The organism is Microbacterium sp. A93, from assembly GCF_051842835.1.
Map to the genome: position 1 here is coordinate 110,698 of NZ_JBPXMT010000001.1, position 20,980 is coordinate 131,677.

Annotated in this window: 19 protein-coding genes; 13 read left to right on the top strand and 6 right to left on the bottom strand. The window is 63.6% G+C overall.

Annotated elements, in window-relative coordinates; translation table 11 throughout:
• Window positions 1-67 precede the first annotated feature (67 nt).
• The 3 genes from ACSU1G_RS00565 to ACSU1G_RS00575 are packed head-to-tail and all read right to left on the bottom strand — an operon-like array spanning window position 68 to window position 3,881.
• On the bottom strand, window positions 68-1,996 hold the full coding sequence (locus ACSU1G_RS00565; RefSeq protein ID WP_439277961.1) for an ABC transporter ATP-binding protein: 1,929 nt from the start codon (window positions 1,994-1,996) through the stop codon (window positions 68-70).
• The gene (locus tag ACSU1G_RS00570) at window positions 1,993-2,895 is read right to left on the bottom strand and encodes an ABC transporter permease (protein ID WP_439277962.1); all 903 of its coding nucleotides are present in this window, start codon (window positions 2,893-2,895) and stop codon (window positions 1,993-1,995) included. The genes ACSU1G_RS00565 and ACSU1G_RS00570 overlap by 4 nt, the downstream gene beginning before the upstream one ends.
• A gap of 2 nt (window positions 2,896-2,897) precedes the next feature.
• Window positions 2,898-3,881 (bottom strand): ABC transporter permease, encoded by a 984-nt coding sequence (locus ACSU1G_RS00575; RefSeq protein ID WP_439277963.1) that lies wholly within the window; start codon window positions 3,879-3,881, stop codon window positions 2,898-2,900.
• Between the two features lie 238 nt (window positions 3,882-4,119).
• On the opposite strand from ACSU1G_RS00575, the gene lepA reads away from it, so the two are divergent.
• The 3 genes from lepA (at window position 4,120) to hemW (ending at window position 7,904) form a co-directional block, all read left to right on the top strand.
• Window positions 4,120-5,970 (top strand): translation elongation factor 4, encoded by a 1,851-nt coding sequence (lepA, locus tag ACSU1G_RS00580; RefSeq protein WP_439277964.1) that lies wholly within the window; start codon window positions 4,120-4,122, stop codon window positions 5,968-5,970.
• Between the two features lie 63 nt (window positions 5,971-6,033).
• Window positions 6,034-6,687: a DUF1990 family protein gene (locus ACSU1G_RS00585; RefSeq protein WP_439277965.1), complete on the top strand. Its 654-nt coding sequence runs from the start codon at window positions 6,034-6,036 to the stop codon at window positions 6,685-6,687.
• Window positions 6,687-7,904, top strand: coding sequence for a radical SAM family heme chaperone HemW (gene hemW / locus ACSU1G_RS00590; RefSeq protein ID WP_439277966.1), 1,218 nt, complete (start codon window positions 6,687-6,689; stop codon window positions 7,902-7,904). The genes ACSU1G_RS00585 and hemW overlap by 1 nt, the downstream gene beginning before the upstream one ends.
• Before the next feature lie 122 nt (window positions 7,905-8,026).
• On the opposite strand, the gene ACSU1G_RS00595 is transcribed toward hemW, so the two are convergent.
• Complete coding sequence (locus ACSU1G_RS00595; RefSeq protein ID WP_439277967.1) at window positions 8,027-9,442, bottom strand: carboxylesterase/lipase family protein; 1,416 nt, start codon at window positions 9,440-9,442, stop codon at window positions 8,027-8,029.
• 117 nt (window positions 9,443-9,559) lie between these two features.
• Between ACSU1G_RS00595 and hrcA the strand changes: the two genes are divergently transcribed.
• The 9 genes from hrcA (at window position 9,560) to ACSU1G_RS00640 (ending at window position 17,604) form a co-directional block, all read left to right on the top strand.
• Complete coding sequence (gene hrcA / locus ACSU1G_RS00600) at window positions 9,560-10,594, top strand: heat-inducible transcriptional repressor HrcA (protein ID WP_439277968.1); 1,035 nt, start codon at window positions 9,560-9,562, stop codon at window positions 10,592-10,594.
• Between the two features lie 40 nt (window positions 10,595-10,634).
• Window positions 10,635-11,753, top strand: coding sequence for a molecular chaperone DnaJ (dnaJ, locus tag ACSU1G_RS00605; RefSeq protein ID WP_439278658.1), 1,119 nt, complete (start codon window positions 10,635-10,637; stop codon window positions 11,751-11,753).
• A gap of 39 nt (window positions 11,754-11,792) precedes the next feature.
• Entirely contained in the window at window positions 11,793-12,521 is a 729-nt protein-coding gene (locus ACSU1G_RS00610) for a 16S rRNA (uracil(1498)-N(3))-methyltransferase (protein ID WP_439277969.1), read from the top strand.
• Between the two features lie 84 nt (window positions 12,522-12,605).
• Window positions 12,606-12,953 carry an HIT domain-containing protein gene (locus ACSU1G_RS00615; protein ID WP_439277970.1) on the top strand — a complete coding sequence of 116 codons (348 nt, stop codon included), beginning with the start codon at window positions 12,606-12,608 and terminating at the stop codon, window positions 12,951-12,953.
• A gap of 49 nt (window positions 12,954-13,002) precedes the next feature.
• A complete protein-coding gene (locus ACSU1G_RS00620; protein ID WP_439278659.1) occupies window positions 13,003-14,031 on the top strand; it encodes a PhoH family protein in 1,029 nt (342 codons plus the stop codon).
• Window positions 14,025-14,486: an rRNA maturation RNase YbeY gene (gene ybeY / locus ACSU1G_RS00625; RefSeq protein WP_439278660.1), complete on the top strand. Its 462-nt coding sequence runs from the start codon at window positions 14,025-14,027 to the stop codon at window positions 14,484-14,486. Before ACSU1G_RS00620 ends, ybeY begins: the two co-directional genes overlap by 7 nt.
• Window positions 14,483-15,760 (top strand): hemolysin family protein, encoded by a 1,278-nt coding sequence (locus ACSU1G_RS00630; RefSeq protein WP_439277971.1) that lies wholly within the window; start codon window positions 14,483-14,485, stop codon window positions 15,758-15,760. The genes ybeY and ACSU1G_RS00630 overlap by 4 nt, the downstream gene beginning before the upstream one ends.
• Window positions 15,753-16,649, top strand: a complete 897-nt coding sequence (era, locus tag ACSU1G_RS00635) for a GTPase Era (protein WP_439277972.1) — start codon at window positions 15,753-15,755, stop codon at window positions 16,647-16,649. Before ACSU1G_RS00630 ends, era begins: the two co-directional genes overlap by 8 nt.
• Before the next feature lies 1 nt (window position 16,650).
• Complete coding sequence (locus ACSU1G_RS00640; RefSeq protein WP_439277973.1) at window positions 16,651-17,604, top strand: NADP-dependent oxidoreductase; 954 nt, start codon at window positions 16,651-16,653, stop codon at window positions 17,602-17,604.
• 28 nt (window positions 17,605-17,632) lie between these two features.
• Here the strand turns inward: ACSU1G_RS00640 and ACSU1G_RS00645 are convergent, their stop codons facing one another.
• Window positions 17,633-18,292, bottom strand: coding sequence for a hypothetical protein (locus ACSU1G_RS00645; protein ID WP_439277974.1), 660 nt, complete (start codon window positions 18,290-18,292; stop codon window positions 17,633-17,635).
• 225 nt (window positions 18,293-18,517) lie between these two features.
• Here ACSU1G_RS00645 and leuA point away from each other — a divergent pair, with 225 nt between their 5' ends.
• Complete coding sequence (gene leuA / locus ACSU1G_RS00650) at window positions 18,518-20,266, top strand: 2-isopropylmalate synthase (protein ID WP_439277975.1); 1,749 nt, start codon at window positions 18,518-18,520, stop codon at window positions 20,264-20,266.
• 10 nt (window positions 20,267-20,276) lie between these two features.
• Here leuA and ACSU1G_RS00655 read toward each other — a convergent pair whose 3' ends face one another.
• The gene (locus ACSU1G_RS00655; protein ID WP_439277976.1) at window positions 20,277-20,963 is read right to left on the bottom strand and encodes a trimeric intracellular cation channel family protein; all 687 of its coding nucleotides are present in this window, start codon (window positions 20,961-20,963) and stop codon (window positions 20,277-20,279) included.
• Window positions 20,964-20,980 lie beyond the last annotated feature (17 nt).

Consider the following 20,980-nt stretch of genomic DNA (forward strand, 5'->3'; position numbering starts at 1 on the left):
GTGATCACAGTGAATCATGGCTAACTGTTATCGGACGGTGACCGAGCGTTACCTACCGGTAACACGCTTAGCGTGAGACGGGCTCGGCCTGCATCGTTTCCGGGTTGAACACGAGGCGGTCGCGGGTGCGTTCAATATCAGGATCTGGCACCGGGATCGCCGAGAGCAGCGCCTTCGTGTACGGGTGCTGAGGGTTCTCGAAAATGTCGTTGACCTCACCGTGCTCGACGAAGTCGCCGAGGTACATCACGGCAACACGGTCAGCGATGTGACGGATCACTGAGAGATCGTGCGCGACGAACAAATACGACAACCCGAGCTTCACCTTCAGCTCATCGAGCAGGTTGATGACACCGGCCTGAATCGAAACATCGAGCGCCGAGACCGGCTCATCGAGGACGATGATCTTCGGATTCGTCGACAGCGCGCGGGCGATGCCGATGCGCTGACGCTGCCCACCTGAGAAGGCGCCAGGGAAACGATCGATATGGGCGGGGTTCAGCCCAACCAGATCCATGAGTTCCTTGACGCGGGGGTGTACCTCTGCCTTGGGCGTGCCGATGGCACGCAGCGGCTCAGCGATGACGTCAGCAACAGTCATTCGCGGGTCGAGTGCCCCCATCGGATCCTGGAACACGATCTGAATGTCGCGACGTACCTGACGCTCGATGGAACGGCTGGTGATGTCATTGACACTCGTGCCATTGATGATGATGTCGCCATCATGCTGCTTGACGAGATCCATGATCTGCAGCAGCGTCGTCGTCTTGCCGGAACCCGACTCGCCGACGATGGCCATCGTCTCGCCTTCGCGCACGTCGAAGCTGACGGCCCTGACGGCGTGCACCTCACCGACCTTGCGCTTGAAGAACGCGCCCTTCATGAGCGGGAACGTCTTGTTCATGTTGCGCACGTCGAGCGTGATGGCACGCTCCTCGCGCGGCATGCGGGTGAGGTCGCTCTCCGGGAGTTCCGGGATAGGGAACACCGGGAGGCCTCCGAGGAGACCGCCATCGTCGATTTCATTCGCACGAATGCAGGCGGCCTGATGCGAATTGCCGGTTCCCGTGTGCACAGGCACCAGATCAGGCTCGCGGGTGCGGCAAGCGTCTATGACGATCGGGCAGCGGTCCGCGAACGGGCATGCATCAGGCAGGTTGATCAGCAGGGGAGGGTTTCCCTTGATCGGAACCAGCGGCTCCTTCTCTGCCTTGTCGACGCGAGGAATGGCGGCCAGGAGCCCGATCGAGTACGGCATCCGTGTGTGGTGGAACAATTCGCCCACCGGAGCGTGTTCGATGGGGCGGCCCGCATACATCACCATGACGTCATCCGCCATGCGCGCAACCACGCCCATGTCGTGGGTGATCATGATCGTGGCGGCGCCGGTCTCATCTTGCGCCTTCTCGATCAGGTCGAGGATCTGCGCCTGGATCGTCACGTCAAGTGCCGTGGTCGGCTCGTCGGCGATGATGAGTTTCGGATTGTTCGCCATGGCGATCGCGATGACGACACGTTGGCGCATACCGCCGGAGAACTCGTGGGGGAAGCCCTTCATACGCTTCTCCGGCTCGGTGATGCCGACAAGTCGCAGAAGCTCGACTGAGCGATCCCAGGCATCCTTCTTCGACAGCCCGCGGTGCACCGTGAGCGCTTCGATCAGCTGATCGCCGACGGTGAACACCGGAGTGAGCGAGGTGAGTGGATCCTGGAAGATCATGGCCAGACCATTGCCGCGGATGACCGACATCTGCTTGTCGGACTTGCCGAGCAGTTCCTGACCGTCATAGATGATCGAGCCGGAGACGCGGGCGTTCTCGTCGAGAAGGCCCATGATGGCGAGCGAGGTGACGGACTTGCCGGAACCGGACTCACCCACGATGCCGAGAGTCTTGCCTGCTTCGAGGTCGAAGGAGACGCCACGCACGGCGTCGACCCGGCCGGCCTCTGATGCGAAGCTGACCTTGAGGTCGCGTACCGAGATGATGGCGCTCATGCTTGTCCTCCTGCAGCCGAGGTGGGATCGAGGGCGTCGCGCAGACCGTCAGCGACGAGTGCCATCGAGACGGTGAGCAGCGTGAGTGCCGCTGCCGGGAAGTAGAACAGCCACGGGGCGCTGGTGATCGTGTTCGCGCCTGAGCCGATCAGGGAGCCGAGTGAGACATCGGGGATCTTCACGCCGAAGCCGATGAAGGAGAGGCCGGTCTCGGCCATCACCGCGCCGACGATGCCGAGAGTGAAGTTGATCACGAGCAACGAGCCGATGTTCGGCAGCAGGTGGCGCATGACGATCCTCATGCCGGAGACGCCCATGTAGCGAGCCGCGTGCACGTACTCGCGTTCGCGCAAAGACAGTGCGGTCGTCCAGACGACACGAGCGGGGAAGTACCAGCCGACCACGAAGATCAAGATCAACGCAATGACTCGCCAGTCACCGCCGGACTTGTTGGACAGCAGCGACAGGATGAGGAAACTGGGGATCACCATCATGAAATGGATGATGGTGAGGGTGATTTTCTCGGTCCAGCCGCCAAAGTAGGCCGCAGCCGTGCCGATGATCGCAGACAGCACAGTGGTGCCCACAGAAACACTCACTGCGATCATGAGCGAGCGCTGCAGGCCGATGGCGACCTGGGCGAAGGCATCGTTACCTGATGCGGTGGTTCCGAACCAGTGTTCTGCCGAGGGGGGACGGCTGAGGTTCAGGAAGTCGAGCTCGATGTGGTCGTACTTCGCGATGAGTGGCGCGATGATCGCGAACAGCACGAGCAACACAAAAATGACGATGCCGGCGACCGCTGGCTTGTTGCGCATGAACCGTCGCGAGTACAGCGTCCACTTCGACATCGGTTTGCTCGTGTCGAGCACGGAGGTCTCAGTTGCTGAGATTGTCATGATCAGTTCACCCTCACTCGCGGGTCAAGAACGACGACCACAATGTCGGAGAGGATCGCTCCGAGCGCGGTCAGCAGGCCGGCGAAGGCAGCGACTGCGACCACGCCGTTGATGTCGCTCTTCGTGATGGTCTCAATGAAGTACTTGCCCATACCGTTCCACGCGAAGATCGTTTCGGTCAGGATCGCGCCGGTGAATACCGCGGGGATGCTGAACGCCACCTGCGTCGCGACGGGGATGAGCGAGGTGCGCAGGGCGTGCTTGCGAATCGCCTGCGGCTTCGTGAGGCCCTTGGCTCGTGCCGTGCGCACGTAATCGGCGTTGATGTTGTCCAGCAGGAGCGAGCGCTGCAGGAAGTGCGTGCCGGCGTACCCGACGATCACCAGAGCGATCGTGGGCAGAGTTATGTGCTGCAGTTTGTCTATGAGGAGCGGGAAGAACCCCTCCACCCCCTTGCTGGCGGCGCCGGTCACAAAGAAAATGCGGATACCGACGAGGTTGTTCAGCCCGATAGCGAGAAGCACCAAGCCCAAAGCAGCGACGATGATGTTGATGTTCATCGTGATGATCGAGGTCGCCTGACCGATCCGGTCGGCGAGCTTGTACTGCCGTGATGCCGTGTACACGCCGAGGGCGATGCCGAGGACGGTCATGATGATCGTCGCGCCAAGCACGAGTTCCGCGCTGACCCACATCCGGTAGGCGACCTGTTCGTTGACGGAGCCACCGGTCGGGCTCACGCCCCAGTCCCATCGGAAGAGAATGCCGCTGAACCAGTTCCACCACCGCTCCCAGATCGGGACGGAATCGCTGAGATTGCGAGGCTCGAGCAGATTGGTGATCTGCTCTTCAGAGAGCGGTGGACGCCGACCGACGTAGTTATTCCGTGGATTGAGGAAGCCCCAAGCCAGGAAGAACGTGATGTTGGTCGCGATCACGATCATCAACAGCCAGCCGAGGGTACGGCGCAGAAGATACTTGATCAAGGTTTTGTCTTTCTCTATTACAGGCGCGCTCGGGATCGGCCGACGCAACGCTGAGTCGGGATGTATTCAAACATCTTCAACCCGATTGTGCGACCGATCTCCCTCAAAACGACTGATACGGAGTCGGGTTTTGTCTGGCACTCGGTCTCGCCGAGTTCGTACAGGGCAACCTCGCGAGACTATCACCGGTGCGCGCGAATCGATGATTAGGAGGTGCTCACCGTACAATCGACAGGACATGTCACCACGCGCTCTCACCCCGCTCGCGCCTGCCGCGACCCCGGCTTCGCAGATCCGCAATTTCTGCATCATTGCCCACATCGATCACGGCAAGTCGACCCTTGCCGACCGCATGCTCCAGATTACGGGCGTCGTCTCGGATCGGGATATGCGCGCACAGTATCTCGATCGAATGGACATCGAGCGTGAGCGCGGCATCACGATCAAGAGCCAAGCCGTGCGGATGCCGTGGGCAGACAGTGAGCAGACGTTCGCCCTGAACATGATCGATACCCCTGGGCACGTCGACTTTACCTATGAGGTCTCTCGGTCGCTGGCAGCCTGCGAGGGCGCCATCCTCCTTGTCGACGCGGCGCAGGGCATCGAGGCGCAGACTCTTGCGAACCTTTACCTCGCGCTGGAGAACGATCTCAAGATCATCCCGGTGTTGAACAAGATCGACCTTCCCGCGGCAGATCCGGAGAAGTTCGCGAAGGAACTGGCCAACCTGATCGGCGGACGGCCGGAGGATGTGCTGCGCGTCTCGGGCAAGACCGGTGTCGGCGTCGAGGAATTGCTCGACCGGATCGTGCAGGAAATTCCGGCGCCGCAGGGTGACCCGGATGCCCCGGCGCGCGCGATGATCTTCGACTCCGTCTACGACTCCTATCGTGGCGTCGTCACCTATGTGCGCATGATCGACGGCAGTCTGGAGCCGCGAGAGCGCATTCAGATGATGTCGACGCATGCGAACCATGAACTCCTCGAGATCGGCGTATCGAGTCCGGAACCAGTGCCTTCCCTGGGGCTCGGCGTCGGCGAAGTGGGCTACCTCATCACCGGGGTGAAGGATGTGCGCCTGTCCAAGGTGGGCGACACCGTGACCACTTCGCGGAAACCAGCATCCGAGGCTCTGGCCGGTTATACCGACCCGAAGCCGATGGTGTATTCGGGGCTCTACCCGATCGACGGCAGCGATTACGGCGATCTTCGTGAAGCACTGGACAAGTTGAAGCTGTCTGATGCGTCGCTGGCGTATGAGCCGGAGACGTCGGTGGCGCTCGGCTTCGGTTTCCGCTGCGGATTCCTGGGACTGCTGCACCTGGAGATCATCACGGAGCGACTGGCGCGGGAGTTCGATCTCGACCTGATCACGACTGCACCCAGTGTGATCTACGAGGTCACCACGGACACCGGCGAAAAGGTCATTGTCACGAACCCGAGTGAGTACCCAGACGGGCGTGTCGCTCTGGTGACGGAGCCGATGGTAAAGGCCGCGATTCTGCTGCCGAAGGACTACGTCGGCACCGTCATGGAACTGTGCCAGTCTCGTCGCGGCACGCTGCTGGGCATGGAGTACTTCTCCGAAGATCGTGTCGAGTTGCGCTACAACATGCCGCTCGGTGAGATCGTGTTCGACTTCTTCGATCACCTGAAGTCAAAGACCCAGGGCTACGCGAGTCTCGACTATGAGCCCTCCGGCCAGCAGGAAGCCGACCTCGTGAAGGTGGACGTGCTGCTGCAGGGCGAGGCAGTCGATGCGTTCAGCGCGATCGTGCATCGTGACAAGGCATACGCCTACGGCACGCTCATGACGGAGCGACTGCGCAAGCTCATCCCTCGCCAGAACTTCGAAGTCCCGATCCAGGCAGCCATCGGTGCACGCATTATCGCCCGCGAGACGATCCGGGCTCTGCGCAAGGACGTGCTCGCCAAGTGCTACGGCGGTGACATCAGCCGTAAGCGCAAACTGCTGGAGAAGCAGAAGGAGGGCAAGAAGCGCATGAAGATGGTTGGACGTGTCGAGGTCCCCCAGGAGGCGTTCATCGCAGCGCTCTCCGGCGACGTCGAAGGTAAAGAGAAGAAGTAGCGATGTAACCTCCCGCGGCGCGTGGGGGTGATCGCTCAGGTAACTCGAAGTAGTCTGGAACTCATGCGGCGCGGGACTTTCCGAGACGACACGGTTGACTATGCAGCCGTCGGGGCTACTCATGCCCCCGACTTGATGCAGTATCCACCGGAGCGCAGCCTCCCGGCGGAAGATGCGTGGCGGCTGGGTAGCGGTGAAGAGCGCTTCCGCACCGCGGGAGACGCGCTTTTGTCGTGGACGGCCCAGCGGGCAGCAGGGCTGAATCTCGAGGATGTGCGCCCGGCCGCAGGACCGGCTTATGCGGGCGTCAGCTTCGACGCAGAGGGAAACCCCGTCGCGCCGAGTAAACGCGAGGTCGAGCAGCGTTTCGACGCGGAGGGTACTCCGTTCGTGGGCGCCGGTATGACGCTGCAGCTGCGCGGACGCGTTTCAGGAATGCGCGCGGACGCAGAGCTTCGCGTGATCTCTGTCACGGAGGACTCTCGTCGGATCGGCTTCGTCCTGGGCACGGTGGGCGGTTCTGTCGTCAGCGGTGAGGAACTGTTCGAGATCGAGTGGCGTGAAGACAACGATGAGGTCTGGTTCACTGTGCGCGCGTTCGATGCGCCCAACTCGCTGCTCTACCGATTCGTACCCGGGCTTGTGAAGCGCCGCCGCAAGGAACTCTTCGCTCGTTACCTGCGCGCCATTTCGCCGCTGTACGCGACGCCGCTCTGATGGCGGGTCCTCTTCCGCTGGGTGATCCGGCGCCGTCAGATGGCCGGCTCCCCGCGGATCTGCCAGTCGATCGCAGCGTGCCGTTCTCGGCCTATCTGCACGTGCCGTTCTGCCGGGTGCGCTGCGGCTATTGCGACTTCAACACGTACACCTCCGGTGAACTGCGCGGGGCACGGCAAGACGAGTACGCCGATACGCTCGCGATCGAAATCGCGTTGGCGCGACGTGTGCTGGCGGATGCTGGCGCGCTGCGACCGATGGACACCGTGTTCTTCGGCGGAGGCACGCCGACGCTGCTTCCGGCGGGGGATCTGGCACGGATGCTGGATGCTGCTGTGGACGCGTTCGGCCTGAGCGACGGCGCCGAGATCACGGTTGAAGCGAACCCCGACACGGTCACACCTGACGTCGTGCGCACCCTGGTGGATGCCGGTGTCACGCGACTCTCGGTGGGTATGCAGTCCGCCGTGCCGCACGTGCTCGCAGCACTTGACCGCACGCATCAGCCGGAAAATGTGCGCACTGCAGTTGAGGCGGCGAAGGACGCGGGTCTCGCGGTCAGCGTCGATTTGATCTACGGCGCGCCGGGGGAGGCTCTTGGAGATTGGGAAGCTTCTCTGGATGCTGCGCTCGAGTTGGAGCCCGATCACATTTCCGCCTACGCGCTGATCATCGAGGACGGGACGAAGCTCGCCCGCCAGATTCGGCGCGGCGAAGTGCCGACGCCCAATGACGACCTGCAGGCCGACATGTATGAGCTCGCCGATTCTCGTCTCGCCGCGGCGGGTTTCGAGTGGTACGAGCTGAGCAACTGGGCGCGCAGCAGCGAGCAGCGCTCCCGTCACAACCTGGCGTACTGGCGGGGGAGCGACTGGTGGGGCTTCGGCCCCGGCGCGCACAGCCATGTCGCGGGGCTTCGCTGGTGGAATGTGAAGCATCCGGCGGCATACGCGCAGCGCCTGGCGGCATCCGAATCGCCTGCAGCGGGAACGGAGCGGCCCGATGCTCAGGCGCACCTGCTCGAGCGGGTGCTGTTGGAAAGCCGACTGGCAGAGGGAATCGCGGTCACGGACATCCCGTCGCACAATCGCGCCCGAGTCGCAGGGCTAATTGCTGACGGCATGGTGGATCCAGCGGCCGCGCTCAAGGGACGGATTCGTCTCACCTTGAAGGGGCGGCTCCTTGCAGACGCCGTGGTGCGCGAGCTGACCGACTAGCTCGGACTGATCACGCATCTGGCCGGCAGCGATCATCCACGCTAGCGACTCTCTCGGAGACTTACGAGAGTCGAGTTCGCTCTTCCGCGTGCGATCCGCACCTTCTAAGTGGCCCCTGTATATCAGGGCAACAGATCCAGCCCTGTGGTGCGGCGCTGGGGAAGCGTCGCGGTGACCGTGTCGAACACACGCGTGGCGCGCTCGGCGTCGAACGCTGGCCACCCGGGATCTCCCGTCGTGATGAACTTCACCCACGCCTCATGCATGCTCGTGGCCAGTCCCCGAGGTGCGTCGCGTCCGGCCATCCGGTTCGAATCCTCGTCGTCGAGATGGTCGAAGACGAAGGCGAGCTCCAGTGCATGCGCGGCACGAAGGTCACGGACCGGGCTCTGCCACGCGAACTCGTATACGTAGGTGGAGGCGGTGCGTGCGGTTGCGATGCGCGTCGTAGGGGCGCGCAGCATCATGTCTGTGGCGAGCTGGCCGAAGATCTCGCCGGCGGAGGCGTTTGGCCAGTCCTTTCGATACGCGCGTTCGGCGCGCGCCGAGATGCGCATAGCCAGTCGCGCCAGGAGGAGCTTTGCGCGCGTGACGCCAGTCAGTGCCTCCGGGGTGAACCACAATCGGTACTCATCCGTGTTCGTTCCGATGAGGATCGGTGTGTTGACTTCTGGCAGAACCTCGTGAGGTGAGCGCGGCAAGCTCTCGGGGTCGATGACGAGTTGGAATCCAGGAGCCCCGCCCAGCGGCGATGCTCCGGCGGACTGCTCACGACGGGCGTCGAGCAATTGTTCTGGAGTGAGAGCGGCGAAGGCTGCACGATCGGCGCTGACCGACATCCGCTTGGCCATTTGAACGCTCACTCGACCTGCTTTGGCCGCAGTCTGCGCCTCAAGCGGCCCGGACTGGATGATCGCTCGGCGGATGCGCGCACGCGAGTCGTCGACGGCGAGCAGTGCGGCAACGAGACTGCCACCGGCGGACTCGCCCATCACGGTGATCTGTGCCGGATCGCCACCGAAAACCGCAATCTCGCGGTGCACCCATTCGAGCGCCGCGGCAGCGTCGCGAAGGCCGAGATTGCGGGGGACACCGTCCAGTACAGAGAATCCCTCGGAGCCGAGGCGATAGTTGATCGAGACGAAGATGATGCCGTTCCGAGCGAATGTCGTTCCGTCGTAGGCACCCAGCGCCGAGGTGCCGCGTTCGAAGGCTCCGCCGTGGATCCACAGCACGACCGGAGCATCCTTGGCGTCTTCCGGCGCCCAGACGTTCGCCGTGAGGATGTCGTCGCCGTCGATCTTCACCGTTCCGAGCAGCTCGCCGATCGCTCCGGGATAAGGGCGCTGCGGGGCCGTCGGCCCGAAACTCGTCGCATCCCGAACGCCGTCCCAGTGTGCTGTCGGTTGTGGAGTGCGGAAGCGATTTTCGCCGAATGGTGAGGCCGCATAGGGGATGCCTAGGAAGCGACGAATCCCGTCTTCGTATGTGCCGCGAACAGCGCCAGTGCTGAGCGTGCGCGTCAGGGAATCCGTCATGGCGTCATCCTAAACGGTGCGGTGGCGGCACCGGGGAGCGGTGAACTCCGCCGTTGCGATCGGGAGAAGGTAGAATTGGCACTCTGAGTATGTGAGTGCCAGACGGGAGGGCGAAAGTTGGTCACTGAACGTGGACTTGAAGTCCTCCGAGCGATCGTGCAGGACTACGTCGAGACCCACGAGCCCGTCGGCAGCAGATCAATCGTTGATCGGCATTCCTTCGGAGTCTCCGCCGCGACGATTCGCAACGACATGGCGCAGCTCGAAGACGAAGAGCTCATCGTCGCACCGCACACATCGTCAGGGCGCGTGCCGACGGATAAGGGCTACCGGGTCTTCGTGGACCATCTCTCGCAGTTGCGGCCGCTTTCTGGCGCCCAGCGCACGGCGATCGAGTCGTTTCTTGCGGATCCTGCCGATCTTGACGATCTGATGGCGCGCACCGTGCGCGTGCTGACGCAAGTCACCGGGCAGGTCGCGCTCGCGCAGTATCCGTCTTTCGCTCGCGCGCACCTCACCCACATCGAGCTGGTATCACTTGCACCGAACAGGTTGCTGGTGGTGCTGGTGACGGATGCCGGCGGTGTGTCGCAACGTATCGCGGGGCTGCCGATCGATCTCGATGATTCTGATGTCGCTGTGCTTCGTGCCCGCCTGTCTGCGCTGTTGACCAGCCAATCAGTGCGCGAGGCCGCCGATCGAGTGCAGTCGATGGCCAGCACACCCGATGCGAGCCGCACTGATATCGTGCTTCGTGTGCTGGCGGGCATCATCGGCGAAGAGCTGGCAGAGTTCCGACAGGAACGGCTGGTGATGGCGGGCGCGGCGACTCTGGCGAGGCGCGAGCAAGACTTTCGTGGCAGCATCCATCCGCTGCTCGAGGCGATCGAGGAGCAGGTGACGCTGCTGCGGCTCATGAGCGAGATGGTGACCGACGAGCACGGTCTGGCAGCGAGTATCGGGGCAGAGAACGAACCGTTCGGGCTGCCCGAAGCGTCGATCGTCGCGAGCAACTATCTCACTCCGGGGGGCACTGCGCGCGTCGGCGTCATGGGTCCCACACGTATGGACTATCCGAGCAATCTTGCTGCGGCGCGGGCTGTCGCCCGTTACCTGTCGCGGATGCTCGATGAAGACGAAGCGAGCCGCTGAAGCGGATTGCACGCGTGCACGCACACGCAGAAAGGTGATTGTGGCGGACCATTATGAGGTTCTCGGAGTGTCACGTGACGCGACGACGGACGAGATCAAGAAGGCGTATCGGAAGCTTGCTCGGCAGCTGCACCCGGATGTGAACCCGGGTGATGACGCCGCTGAGAAGTTCAAGCTCGTTACACACGCCTACGACGTGCTCAGTGGCGACGACTCACGCCGACGCTATGACATGGGCGGTGGTGACGGTGCCAACAACGGAGGCGGCGACTTTGGTGGTTTCGGGGGCTTCGGCGACATCTTCGAAACGTTCTTCGGCGCGCAGGGCGGTGGCCGAGGCGGTCGCCCGAGGTCGCGCAGGGAGCGCGGTCAGGATGCGCTGGTGCGCGTCACCCTCGATCTCGGTGATGTTGTCTTCGGCGCACACCGCGACATCGAGGTCGATACGGCCGTGCTGTGCGAAACCTGCAATGGTTCGTGCACGCAACCGGGTACGTCACCCGTGACCTGCGACATCTGCGGTGGCTCAGGGCACGTGCAACGTCAGGTGCGTAGCCTGCTCGGCAACGTCGTGACGTCGCAGCCGTGCGGCAGCTGCGAAGGCTACGGCACGGTCATTCCGCACCCGTGCGGCACGTGCGCCGGCCAGGGACGCGTGCGCTCACGCCGCACAGTCTCGTTGGATATTCCTGCGGGCGTTGAGACCGGACTGCGTCTGCAGCTGCCGGGCTCCGGAGAGGTCGGCAAGGCCGGCGGGCCCAAGGGCGACCTGTACGTCGAAGTGACAGTTTCCCCTCATGTCGCGTTTAGCCGTGACGGCGATGATCTGCTTGCAACCCTCGAAGTCTCGATGTCCGATGCAATTCTCGGTACCGAGACATCGATCGACGGACTGGACGGCCAGGTGGATCTGGAAATCCGCTCGGGTGTGCAGTCCGGCGATGTGCTCACGATCAAGGGCCGGGGGATCACTCCATTGCGCGGCAACCAGCGTGGTGATCTGCGAGTCGGCGTGCAAGTGGTGACGCCGACGAAGCTCGATTCTGCGCAGCGCGCGCTGATCGAGGACTTCGCCAAGAAGCAGAAGGCTCCCGGGCCCCAGCTCGCGCAGTTCCAGCAGGGGCTATTCTCGAAGCTGCGCGACAGGTTCCGTCACTGAAAGTAAGTTACTGCTCAGCGTCATCGAATCGGAGGCCCCGTGGCTCTGCACTTCCTCGTCGAGAGTTCCTCGGCTACCGCAGTCGGCGACGTCGTCTCGCTGACCGGTGCCGAGGCGAAGCACGCAGCGGTCGTACGCCGATTGCGCGTGGGAGAGTCCGTCACGATCGGTGACGGCTCGGGCGTGTGGCTCGAGGGCACGGTGACCGATGTCTCGGCGTCCCGTGTCGACGTGAAGGTCACTGAACGCACCGAGCAGGATCCTCCTGCCATCCGGCTCCTGCTCGCGCAGGCGTTGGCGAAGGGCGACCGCGATGAACTCGCGGTGCAGGCATCGTGCGAGCTCGGCGTGGACGAGATCGTGCCGTGGCAGGCATCGCGGAGCATCTCCCGCTGGGAAGGCCCCAAGGCCGTCAAGGGTCGCGATCGCTGGGCGTCAATCGTGCGCGAGGCTGCGAAGCAGGCGCATCGCTCATGGGTGCCCGAGGTATCCTCGCCGCTGACCAGCGCGCAGTTGATCGCGCGCTCCGCCGGACAGCGGATGCTGGTGCTCGAGCCGACGGCGACCACGAAGCTGTCGTCGATCCGCGCGGATGAGCGAGACATACTCCTCGTCGTCGGACCTGAGGGTGGCATCTCACCGGAAGAGCTTTCTCGGTTCGACGAGGCCGGAGCCGAGCGTGTACGACTCGGCGACACGGTGCTGCGCACCTCTACGGCAGGCCCGGCGGCGATCGCCGTGCTGTCGGCCGCTCTCGGCCGGTGGTGATGGTCGTCTTTCGCTCGTGGTGACGTGGTGTGCGGGGGATGGTGTCTCAGACCAGGAGATGCACGGCTCGCCTAGACTGGAGACATGACGGAACCCTCGATCTTCACCCGCATTCTCACCGGCGACATCCCTGGTGAGATCATCGCGTCGACCGATCGACTCTTCGCCATTCGCGACATCGCGCCGCAGGCACCCGTGCACCTGCTCGTGATTCCCAAGACTGAGCAGTACCGCGACGTTGTTGAGCTTGCCGCTGGCGACCCAACGCTGCTGGCCGAACTCATCGCGTTCGCGAATACGATCGCCGCGGAGCATTCCGATGGCGACTTCCGTCTGGTGTTCAACACCGGCGCGAATTCGGGGCAGACGGTCTTCCACGTTCACGCTCATATTCTCGCTGGCGGCCTGACAGAAAAGAGCGTCGGTGCCTGAGCCCGAACAGAACAGCGTCACCGAACGCATCTATGTCGACGGTGTCGCCATGGTGCGGGTGCTCGGTCCACAGGATCGACTGCTGAGGATGCTCGAAAAAGAGCATCCGGATGTTCAGATTCTCGTGCGCGGCAACGAGATCACTCTCAGCGGTGACGCAGCGAGCGTAGCCGCGGCGAAGACCCTGGTGGAGGAACTGCTCGTAATGACACGTGACGGCCATGACCTCGCGCCCAGCGACGTCGAGACCTCCGCGCGGATGCTGCGCCAGGAAGACGGCCCGCGTCCGAGCGAGGTGCTCGGCGAAGCCATCCTGACCACGCGTGGCAAGGCGATCCGCCCGAAGACGCTCGGCCAGAAGGAATACGTCGACGCGATCGACGAGAACACGATCGTCTTCGGCATCGGCCCTGCCGGAACCGGAAAGACCTACCTCGCGATGGCGAAGGCGGTGCAGGCGCTTCAACGCAAGGAGGTCGCTCGCATCATCCTTACCCGCCCGGCCGTTGAAGCAGGGGAGCGGCTGGGGTTTCTTCCCGGAACCCTCAACGAAAAGATCGATCCGTACCTGCGCCCGCTCTACGATGCGCTGAACGAAATGATGGATCCGGAGATTGTGCCGCGCCTGATGGCGAGCGGAACGATCGAGGTTGCCCCGCTCGCGTACATGCGGGGCCGCACACTCAACGACTCGTTCGTCGTGTTGGACGAGGCGCAGAACACCACACCAGAGCAGATGAAGATGTTCCTCACCCGCCTAGGATTCGGCACGAGGATGGTCGTCACCGGTGACATCACCCAGGTCGATCTGCCGCAGGGCGCGTCAGGTTTGCGCCTGGTGACCCGCGTGCTCGATGAAATCGAAGACATCCACTTCTCTCGCCTCACCAGTGCCGATGTCGTGCGTCATTCGCTGGTCGGCCGCATCGTCGACGCGTACAGCGAGTATGACGAACAGCGCACGGCAGCCCGTCACGAGCGTGAGCAGACAAGCGAGTTCGCGAACCGCGCCGAGCGCCGCACAAACCAGCGCCCAGGACCACGGGATCGGTCGCCCAAACGAGGACACGCATCATGATCGAGATCAACAACGAGTCGGCCATCACCATCGACGAGACTGTCCTGCAGCGACTCACGGACTTCAACCTCGCCCAGCTGCACGTCAGCCCGGATGCCGAGGTTGCAATCGTTCTCGTCGACGAGGGTGCCATGGAGGCACTGCACGTGCAATGGATGGACGAGCCAGGTCCGACCGACGTGCTGAGTTTCCCGATGGACGAACTGCGCCCTGGTACCGAAGATCGCCCGACTCCTCCTGGGCTCCTCGGTGACATCGTGCTGTGCCCGCAGGTCGCGGAGACTCAGGCGCAGGGCGCGGGCCACGCACTGATGGACGAGCTCATCCTGCTCACCACGCACGGCCTCTTGCACCTGCTCGGCTACGATCACGCCGAACCCGACGAGGAGCGTGAGATGTTCGGGCTGCAGAAGGAGCTGATCCAGGCTTTCGCGCACGCTGAGCGCAGCCGATGACCGAGATTCTCCTCCTTCTCGCCGCACTCCTGCTTGTGGCGTTCGGTGGCCTCGCCGCGGCGACCGATGCCGCCTACGGTGTCACCTCGCGTGCCGACCTCGCCGACATGGCTGTCGAAGGCCGCAATGCCAAGGCTCTGACCCATATTGGCAATGACCTCGACGCGCATGTCAACGCCATCTCCTTCATTCGGGTGCTCGTTGAAGTGACGGCGGCCGTGTTCGTCACCGTGGCGTTCACAATCATGTTCGAAAACATCTGGTGGGCAATGCTCGCCGCGGCGATCCTGATGACCGGGATCACCTTCGTACTCGTCGGCGCGAGCCCAAGGACGTTCGGCAGGCACCATGCTGAAGACATGATCCGCGGGACGGCAGCGATCGTGCGTGGTCTGCGTTTCATCCTCGGCCCCATCGCGTACGGACTCGTCGTGATCAGCAACAAGGTCACCCCCGGCACCGGTCGCAGCTCCTTCGCCTCTGAGGACCAACTGTTGAGCATGGTCGATGAGGCCGCCTCCAATGACCTGATTGAAGAGGACGATCGCGACCTCATCCACTCGGTCTTCGATTTCACCGATCAGTTCGTGCGCGCGGTCATGGTGCCGCGCACCGAAATGGTGACGGTGGATGCCGACGCCACGACAGACCAGGCGATGTCGCTGTTTTTGAATCGCGGTGTCTCCCGGATCCCGGTGGTTGATGATGAAGCGGACGACGTCGTCGGTGTGCTGTATTTGAAGGACCTCGTGCAGTTCGCCTATCGTGACGATTCCGCGTGGCGCGCCGCATCCGTTCGTCCCATCGCTCGGCCAGCGACCTTCGTACCGGAATCGATGCGGGCGGAGACGCTGCTGCAGCAGATGAAGCGCGACGCCGTGCATGTGTGCCTCGTGATCGATGAACACGGCGGGATCTCGGGTCTTGTCACCTTGGAAGACCTGATCGAAGAGCTCGTCGGCGAGATCTCCGATGAGTACGACCATGCAGCAGCGGAAGTCGTGAATCTTGGCGATGGCCGTTATCGCGTCAGCGCGCGCCTCTCCCTTGACGATGTCGGCGACCTGTTCGGCATCGAGCTTGAGGACGAGGACGTCGACTCGATCGGCGGACTGCTCGGCAAGGCCGTGGATAGAATCCCGCAACCGGGGGTCACTGCGACGATAGAAGGACTGGTCCTGACCGGCGGCGCTTCGCGCGGTCGCGGGCGGGGAATCGCCACGGTATTCGTGGAGCGCGCCGCTGGCGCAACAGAGGAGACAGACGATGACTGAGACCAACCGCAGCGGATTTGTGACTTTCGTCGGGCGTCCCAACGTCGGAAAATCCACGCTGACGAATGCACTGGTCGGCGAGAAGATCGCCATCACCAGCGAGAAGCCACAGACGACCAGGCGCGCCATCCGTGGCATCCTGAATCGTCCCTCAGGGCAGCTGGTGATCGTCGACACCCCGGGTATCCACAAGCCGCGCACCCTGCTGGGCGAGCGGCTCAACGACCTGGTCGAGCAGGTGCTGGGCGACGTCGACGTGATTGGCTTCTGCGTGCCAGCCACCGAGAAAGTCGGCCCGGGTGATCGACGGATCGCTGCCTCGCTGGACGGCTACGCACGCGCTAAGAAGATCGCTATCGTCACGAAGACGGATGCCTCGACCCGCAAGCAGATCGCCGAGCGACTGCTGGAGGTTGACGCGCTGCGTGAAGACTGGGACATGGTGATCCCGCTGTCGGCGCTCACCCGTGATCAGCTCGACGTGCTCACTGACGAGATGCTCCGGCTGATGCCGAAGGGACCCGCGCTCTACCCGGAGGGCATCACCACCGACGAGTCGCTGGAAGACCGGATCGCGGAGATGATCCGCGAGGCCGCCCTCGAAGGCGTACGCGATGAGCTGCCCCACTCGATCGCCGTGGTCATCGACGACATCGCGCCGCGCGAAGGAACAGATCTCACCGACGTGCATGCGCAGATCGTCGTCGAGCGCGACAGCCAGAAGGCGATCATCATCGGCCACAAGGGCCAGCGCCTGGCAGATGTGGGAAAGCGCGCCCGTGTCGGCATCGAAGAGCTCGTCGGCACCCGTGTCTTCCTCGGCCTGCATGTGAAGGTTGCCAAGGAATGGCAGCGCGACCCGAAGCAGCTGGGACGCCTCGGGTTCTGACATGGTGACGGGACCAGACGTGGCCAAGCACTGGATCGCGACTGAGTGGGGGACGCCGGAGACCTGGTCGTTCGTCGAGTACGACGTGCCTGCGCCCGAGCAGGGCGAGATCACCATTCGTGTGCACGCAGCGGGGATGAACCCGGCAGACTACAAACACGTCGCTGTCGCACGCAGCGGTGCCACGCTACCTGTATCGATCGGCTATGAGGTGTCTGGCGAGATCACCGCGATCGGGCGTGATACCGAGATCGGCTCAGGCGTGGCTCAGGTCGGCGATGAGGTCATCGCATTCCGTGTCGGTGGCGGTTACGCCACAGCGCTGACGATGCCTGCAGAGAAAGCCTTCGCAAAACCCACCACGCTGACCCATGCCGCCGCCGCGAACCTGCTGCTGGCGGGCACGACGGCGGCCGAGATGCTGGCTGTCACCGCAGCGTCAGCGGGGGAGACGATCCTGCTGCACGGGGCATCCGGTGCTGTCGGCGTCAGCGTGCTGCAGCAGGCAGCGCACCACGGCATCCGGGTCATCGGTACGGCGAGCGAGGCGCGATTCGAAGAGGTGCGTCGATTTGGCGGTATCCCGGTTACGTATGGCGCTGGCCTTGCCGACCGAGCGCGTGCGGCCGCCGGTGGCAAGATCGCGGCGGCACTGGATGCGGTCGGCGCCGATGAGGCCGTGGATGTGTCGCTCGAGCTGGTCGCGGATCGCGCACGGATAGTCACGATCGCTGCGGCACAGCGCGCGCAGCAGGACGGCATCCGCTGGATTGTGGGCTCGCTGCCGGAGAGCACGCGCTTCCGTGACAGCATCCGCGGTCAACTGGTTGATCTTGCCCAGCAGGGTCTTCTCGAGGTTCCGCTCGCGCGTACATACCCGCTGGCCGAGGCGCCGGACGCGCTCGCGTTCCTCAAAGACGGCCATCCAGGCGGAAAGATCGCGCTCATCCCGTGAACTGATGGCGGGCCGCCCCTCGTAGCGGCTACTCGATCGCGACGGTCCAGAGCGCGGAACGGATGACCACGAAGCCCGGGCCGAAATCGACGTCAGCTGCTTGCTGGAGCGTCCCGTCGTCCCAGACGACGTCGACGACGAGATAGCCGTTCTCCGCGCTGCTCGCGAGATATGTATCGGGTCCGAGGAGTTCGGCGACCGTGTCCTGGATCGTCGCGAGATCCTCCTCGGCCGCTGCCCCTGGAGTACCCGTGACCGGATCGGGGTAAGCGATCGGGTCGAACAGGGCGAGCGGTATCGGTGGGTGAGTCGGAGTGAAGGTGGTGCCGTCATACGTTCCAGACATCCCATACGCTCCCCATCGAGTGGTGCCGGACTCATCATCGGGTGCGGCATCGGCCCACGACCAGCCCTCGAGTGGGATACCGACGCACTGCGGCGGATACGACTCCATCACAATGCCGAGGCAGAGCTTCGCGTCTCCGTCGACGTCGATGATGGTTCCGGTCGCAATGACATCGAGGGCGGGCGGCGTCGGGCGCTGCGTTCCCAAGGTGTACTCCGCTTCCGAGGTGCTCGGTGCGGGGGACCCCGCGCTTGCCGTGCATCCGACGAGGGCGAGGAGGATTCCGACGCTGCCGAGCGCAACGACGCGCGCGACGGTGTGACGAACGGATGCGATGTCCATACTTCCAGGTGTCGACAGCGGCGCGATCGTCTCAACCACCGTTCGGACGAGCAGTCCGAGGCATCCGTGATTTGGCGGGAGGCATATGTGCGGGTGTACGCTGGGGCCATGCATTTCGGCGGTCTGCTTCTTCTTAGTTGCCGCGACGAGTCCTAACAGCTAGGGCCTCTCTCGTCGCGGCGCTTGTGTTGGCCTGACCATTTAGACGAAGAGAAGAAGCCCATCATGCAGAACTCCCAGCGCCCGTCCACGATGCCGATCCACAAGTATCGGCCGTACCACGAGCAGTTCTCGGTCGATCTTCCCGATCGCACCTGGCCGTCCAACCGCATCACCGAAGCGCCGCGCTGGTGCGCGGTCGACCTGCGTGATGGAAACCAGGCGCTCATCGACCCGATGTCGCCCGAGCGCAAGCGCGTCATGTTCCAGTTGCTCGTGGACATGGGGTACAAGGAGATCGAGGTCGGATTCCCGTCCGCGAGTCAGACCGACTTCGACTTCGTACGTCAGCTGATCGAAGAGAACCTCATCCCGGACGATGTGACCATCCAGGTGCTGACTCAGGCACGCGAGCACCTCATCGAGCGCACCTACGAGTCGATCGCCGGTGCCAAGCAGGCCATCGTGCACCTGTACAACTCGACCAGCATCCTGCAGCGCGACGTCGTCTTCCGCACCGACAAGCAGGGCATCATCGACCTCGCCCTCGAAGGCGCGCGCCTGTGCCGCGAGTACGAGAAGCGCATCCCGGAGACGCAGGTTTTCTACGAGTACTCGCCGGAGAGCTACACCGGCACCGAGCTCGAGTTCGCCCTCGACATCTGCAACCAGGTGATCGAGATCTTCGAGCCGACGCCGGAACGAAAGGTCATCATCAACCTGCCGGCCACGGTGGAGATGGCATCGCCGAACGTCTATGCCGACTCGATCGAGTGGATGAGCCGCCGGCTTGCACATCGCGAGAACATCATCCTGTCGCTGCACCCGCACAACGACCGCGGTACCGCGATCGCGGCCGCAGAGCTCGGCTACATGGCCGGTGCCGACCGCATCGAGGGATGCCTGTTCGGAAACGGTGAGCGCACCGGCAACGTCGACATCGTCGCGCTGGGCATCAACATGTTCACGCAGGGAATCGATCCGCAGATTGACTTCAGCGACATCGACCAGGTCAAGCGCACTGTCGAGTACTGCAACCAGCTGCCCGTTCCGGAGCGCAGCCCGTGGGCCGGTGACCTCGTATTCACCGCGTTCAGCGGCTCGCACCAGGATGCGATCAAGAAGGGCTTCGAAGCGATGGCCGCCACGGCTGAGGCTGAGGGCAAGACCGTCGATGACATCGAATGGGCAGTTCCTTACCTGCCCATCGACCCGAAGGACCTTGGCCGTTCCTACGAGGCTGTCATCCGCGTGAACTCGCAGTCCGGCAAGGGCGGCGTTGCCTACCTGCTGAAGACCGACCACGCGATCGATCTGCCGCGCAAGCTCCAGATCGAGTTCTCCGGCGTCGTGCAGTCCAAGACCGACAGCGAGGGCGGCGAGGTCACCAGCGACCAGATCTGGTCGATCTTCAACGACGAGTATCTGCCAGCCGATGTTGACGAGGCCAAGTGGGGTCGGTTCGAGCTTCTCGCCACGCAGACCCGCAGCGATATGTCGGGCGAGGTCGTTCTCGATGTCACTCTCCGTGACGAAGAGGTGCAGCTCGCCGTTGCTGGAGCGGGCAACGGTCCGGTCGCCGCGTTCGTCGAGGTGCTGCGCGCGCAGGGCTTTGACATCACGGTGTACGACTACGTCGAGCACGCGCTCAGCTCTGGTGGCGACGCGCAGGCCGCGGCATACGTCGAGCTGCAGGTGGGCGACCAGCGGCTGTGGGGCGTCGGCATCGACAGCGACATCTCGACCGCAAGCCTGAAGGCGATCGTGTCCGGCGTGAACCGCTCGATCCGCACGCGCGAGCTCGCTGCGGTCTAAGCGAGCAGGCTCAGGGCTTCACGATCGGGATCGCGCCCGTCTCTGCCGCCACTCTGCGGCGGTAGAGGCGGCGCTGTTCCGGCAGCGACAGGTCGAAGATCACAGCCAGCACACGGATCACGGCCGTCACGATCAGCCCGATCACGCTGGCGAGCGTGATGCCGACACCGAACGAGTGCATCGTCACGATCACCGTGCAGCCGAGAGCCGCGGCGACGGCGTACAGCGACCCGACATGCATGATCGCGACGGGCAGCCCCATGATCACGTCGCGCAGGATGCTGCCGCCCACGGCGGCGCACACTCCGATGAAGACTGCGGGCACTTCCGGAACACCCAGTCCGAGTGCCTTGCTGGTGCCAAACGCGCCGAACATACCGATGACCACGGCATCGAGACCCACGATGACCGCGTTCGCACGGTTGAGAAGACCGGCCAACAACATGCCGAAGAGAGCGGCACCGGCGGCGGTGATGAGATACCAGTTGTTCTGCAACGTCGCCGGTGGTTGCCCGAGCAGCAGATCGCGGATGAGACCACCACCCATGCCGATCAGGATGCCGATGATCGCGACACCGAGCAGATCGAGGCGCCGCTGTCCCTGGAATCCGGAAGCGAACATCGCACCCTGGATGCCGCCGAGGCCAACGCCGAGCAGGTCCGCCCAGAGCGGAATGGTGAAGAGCGGTTCGGTCACACGTCTATTCTGACCTG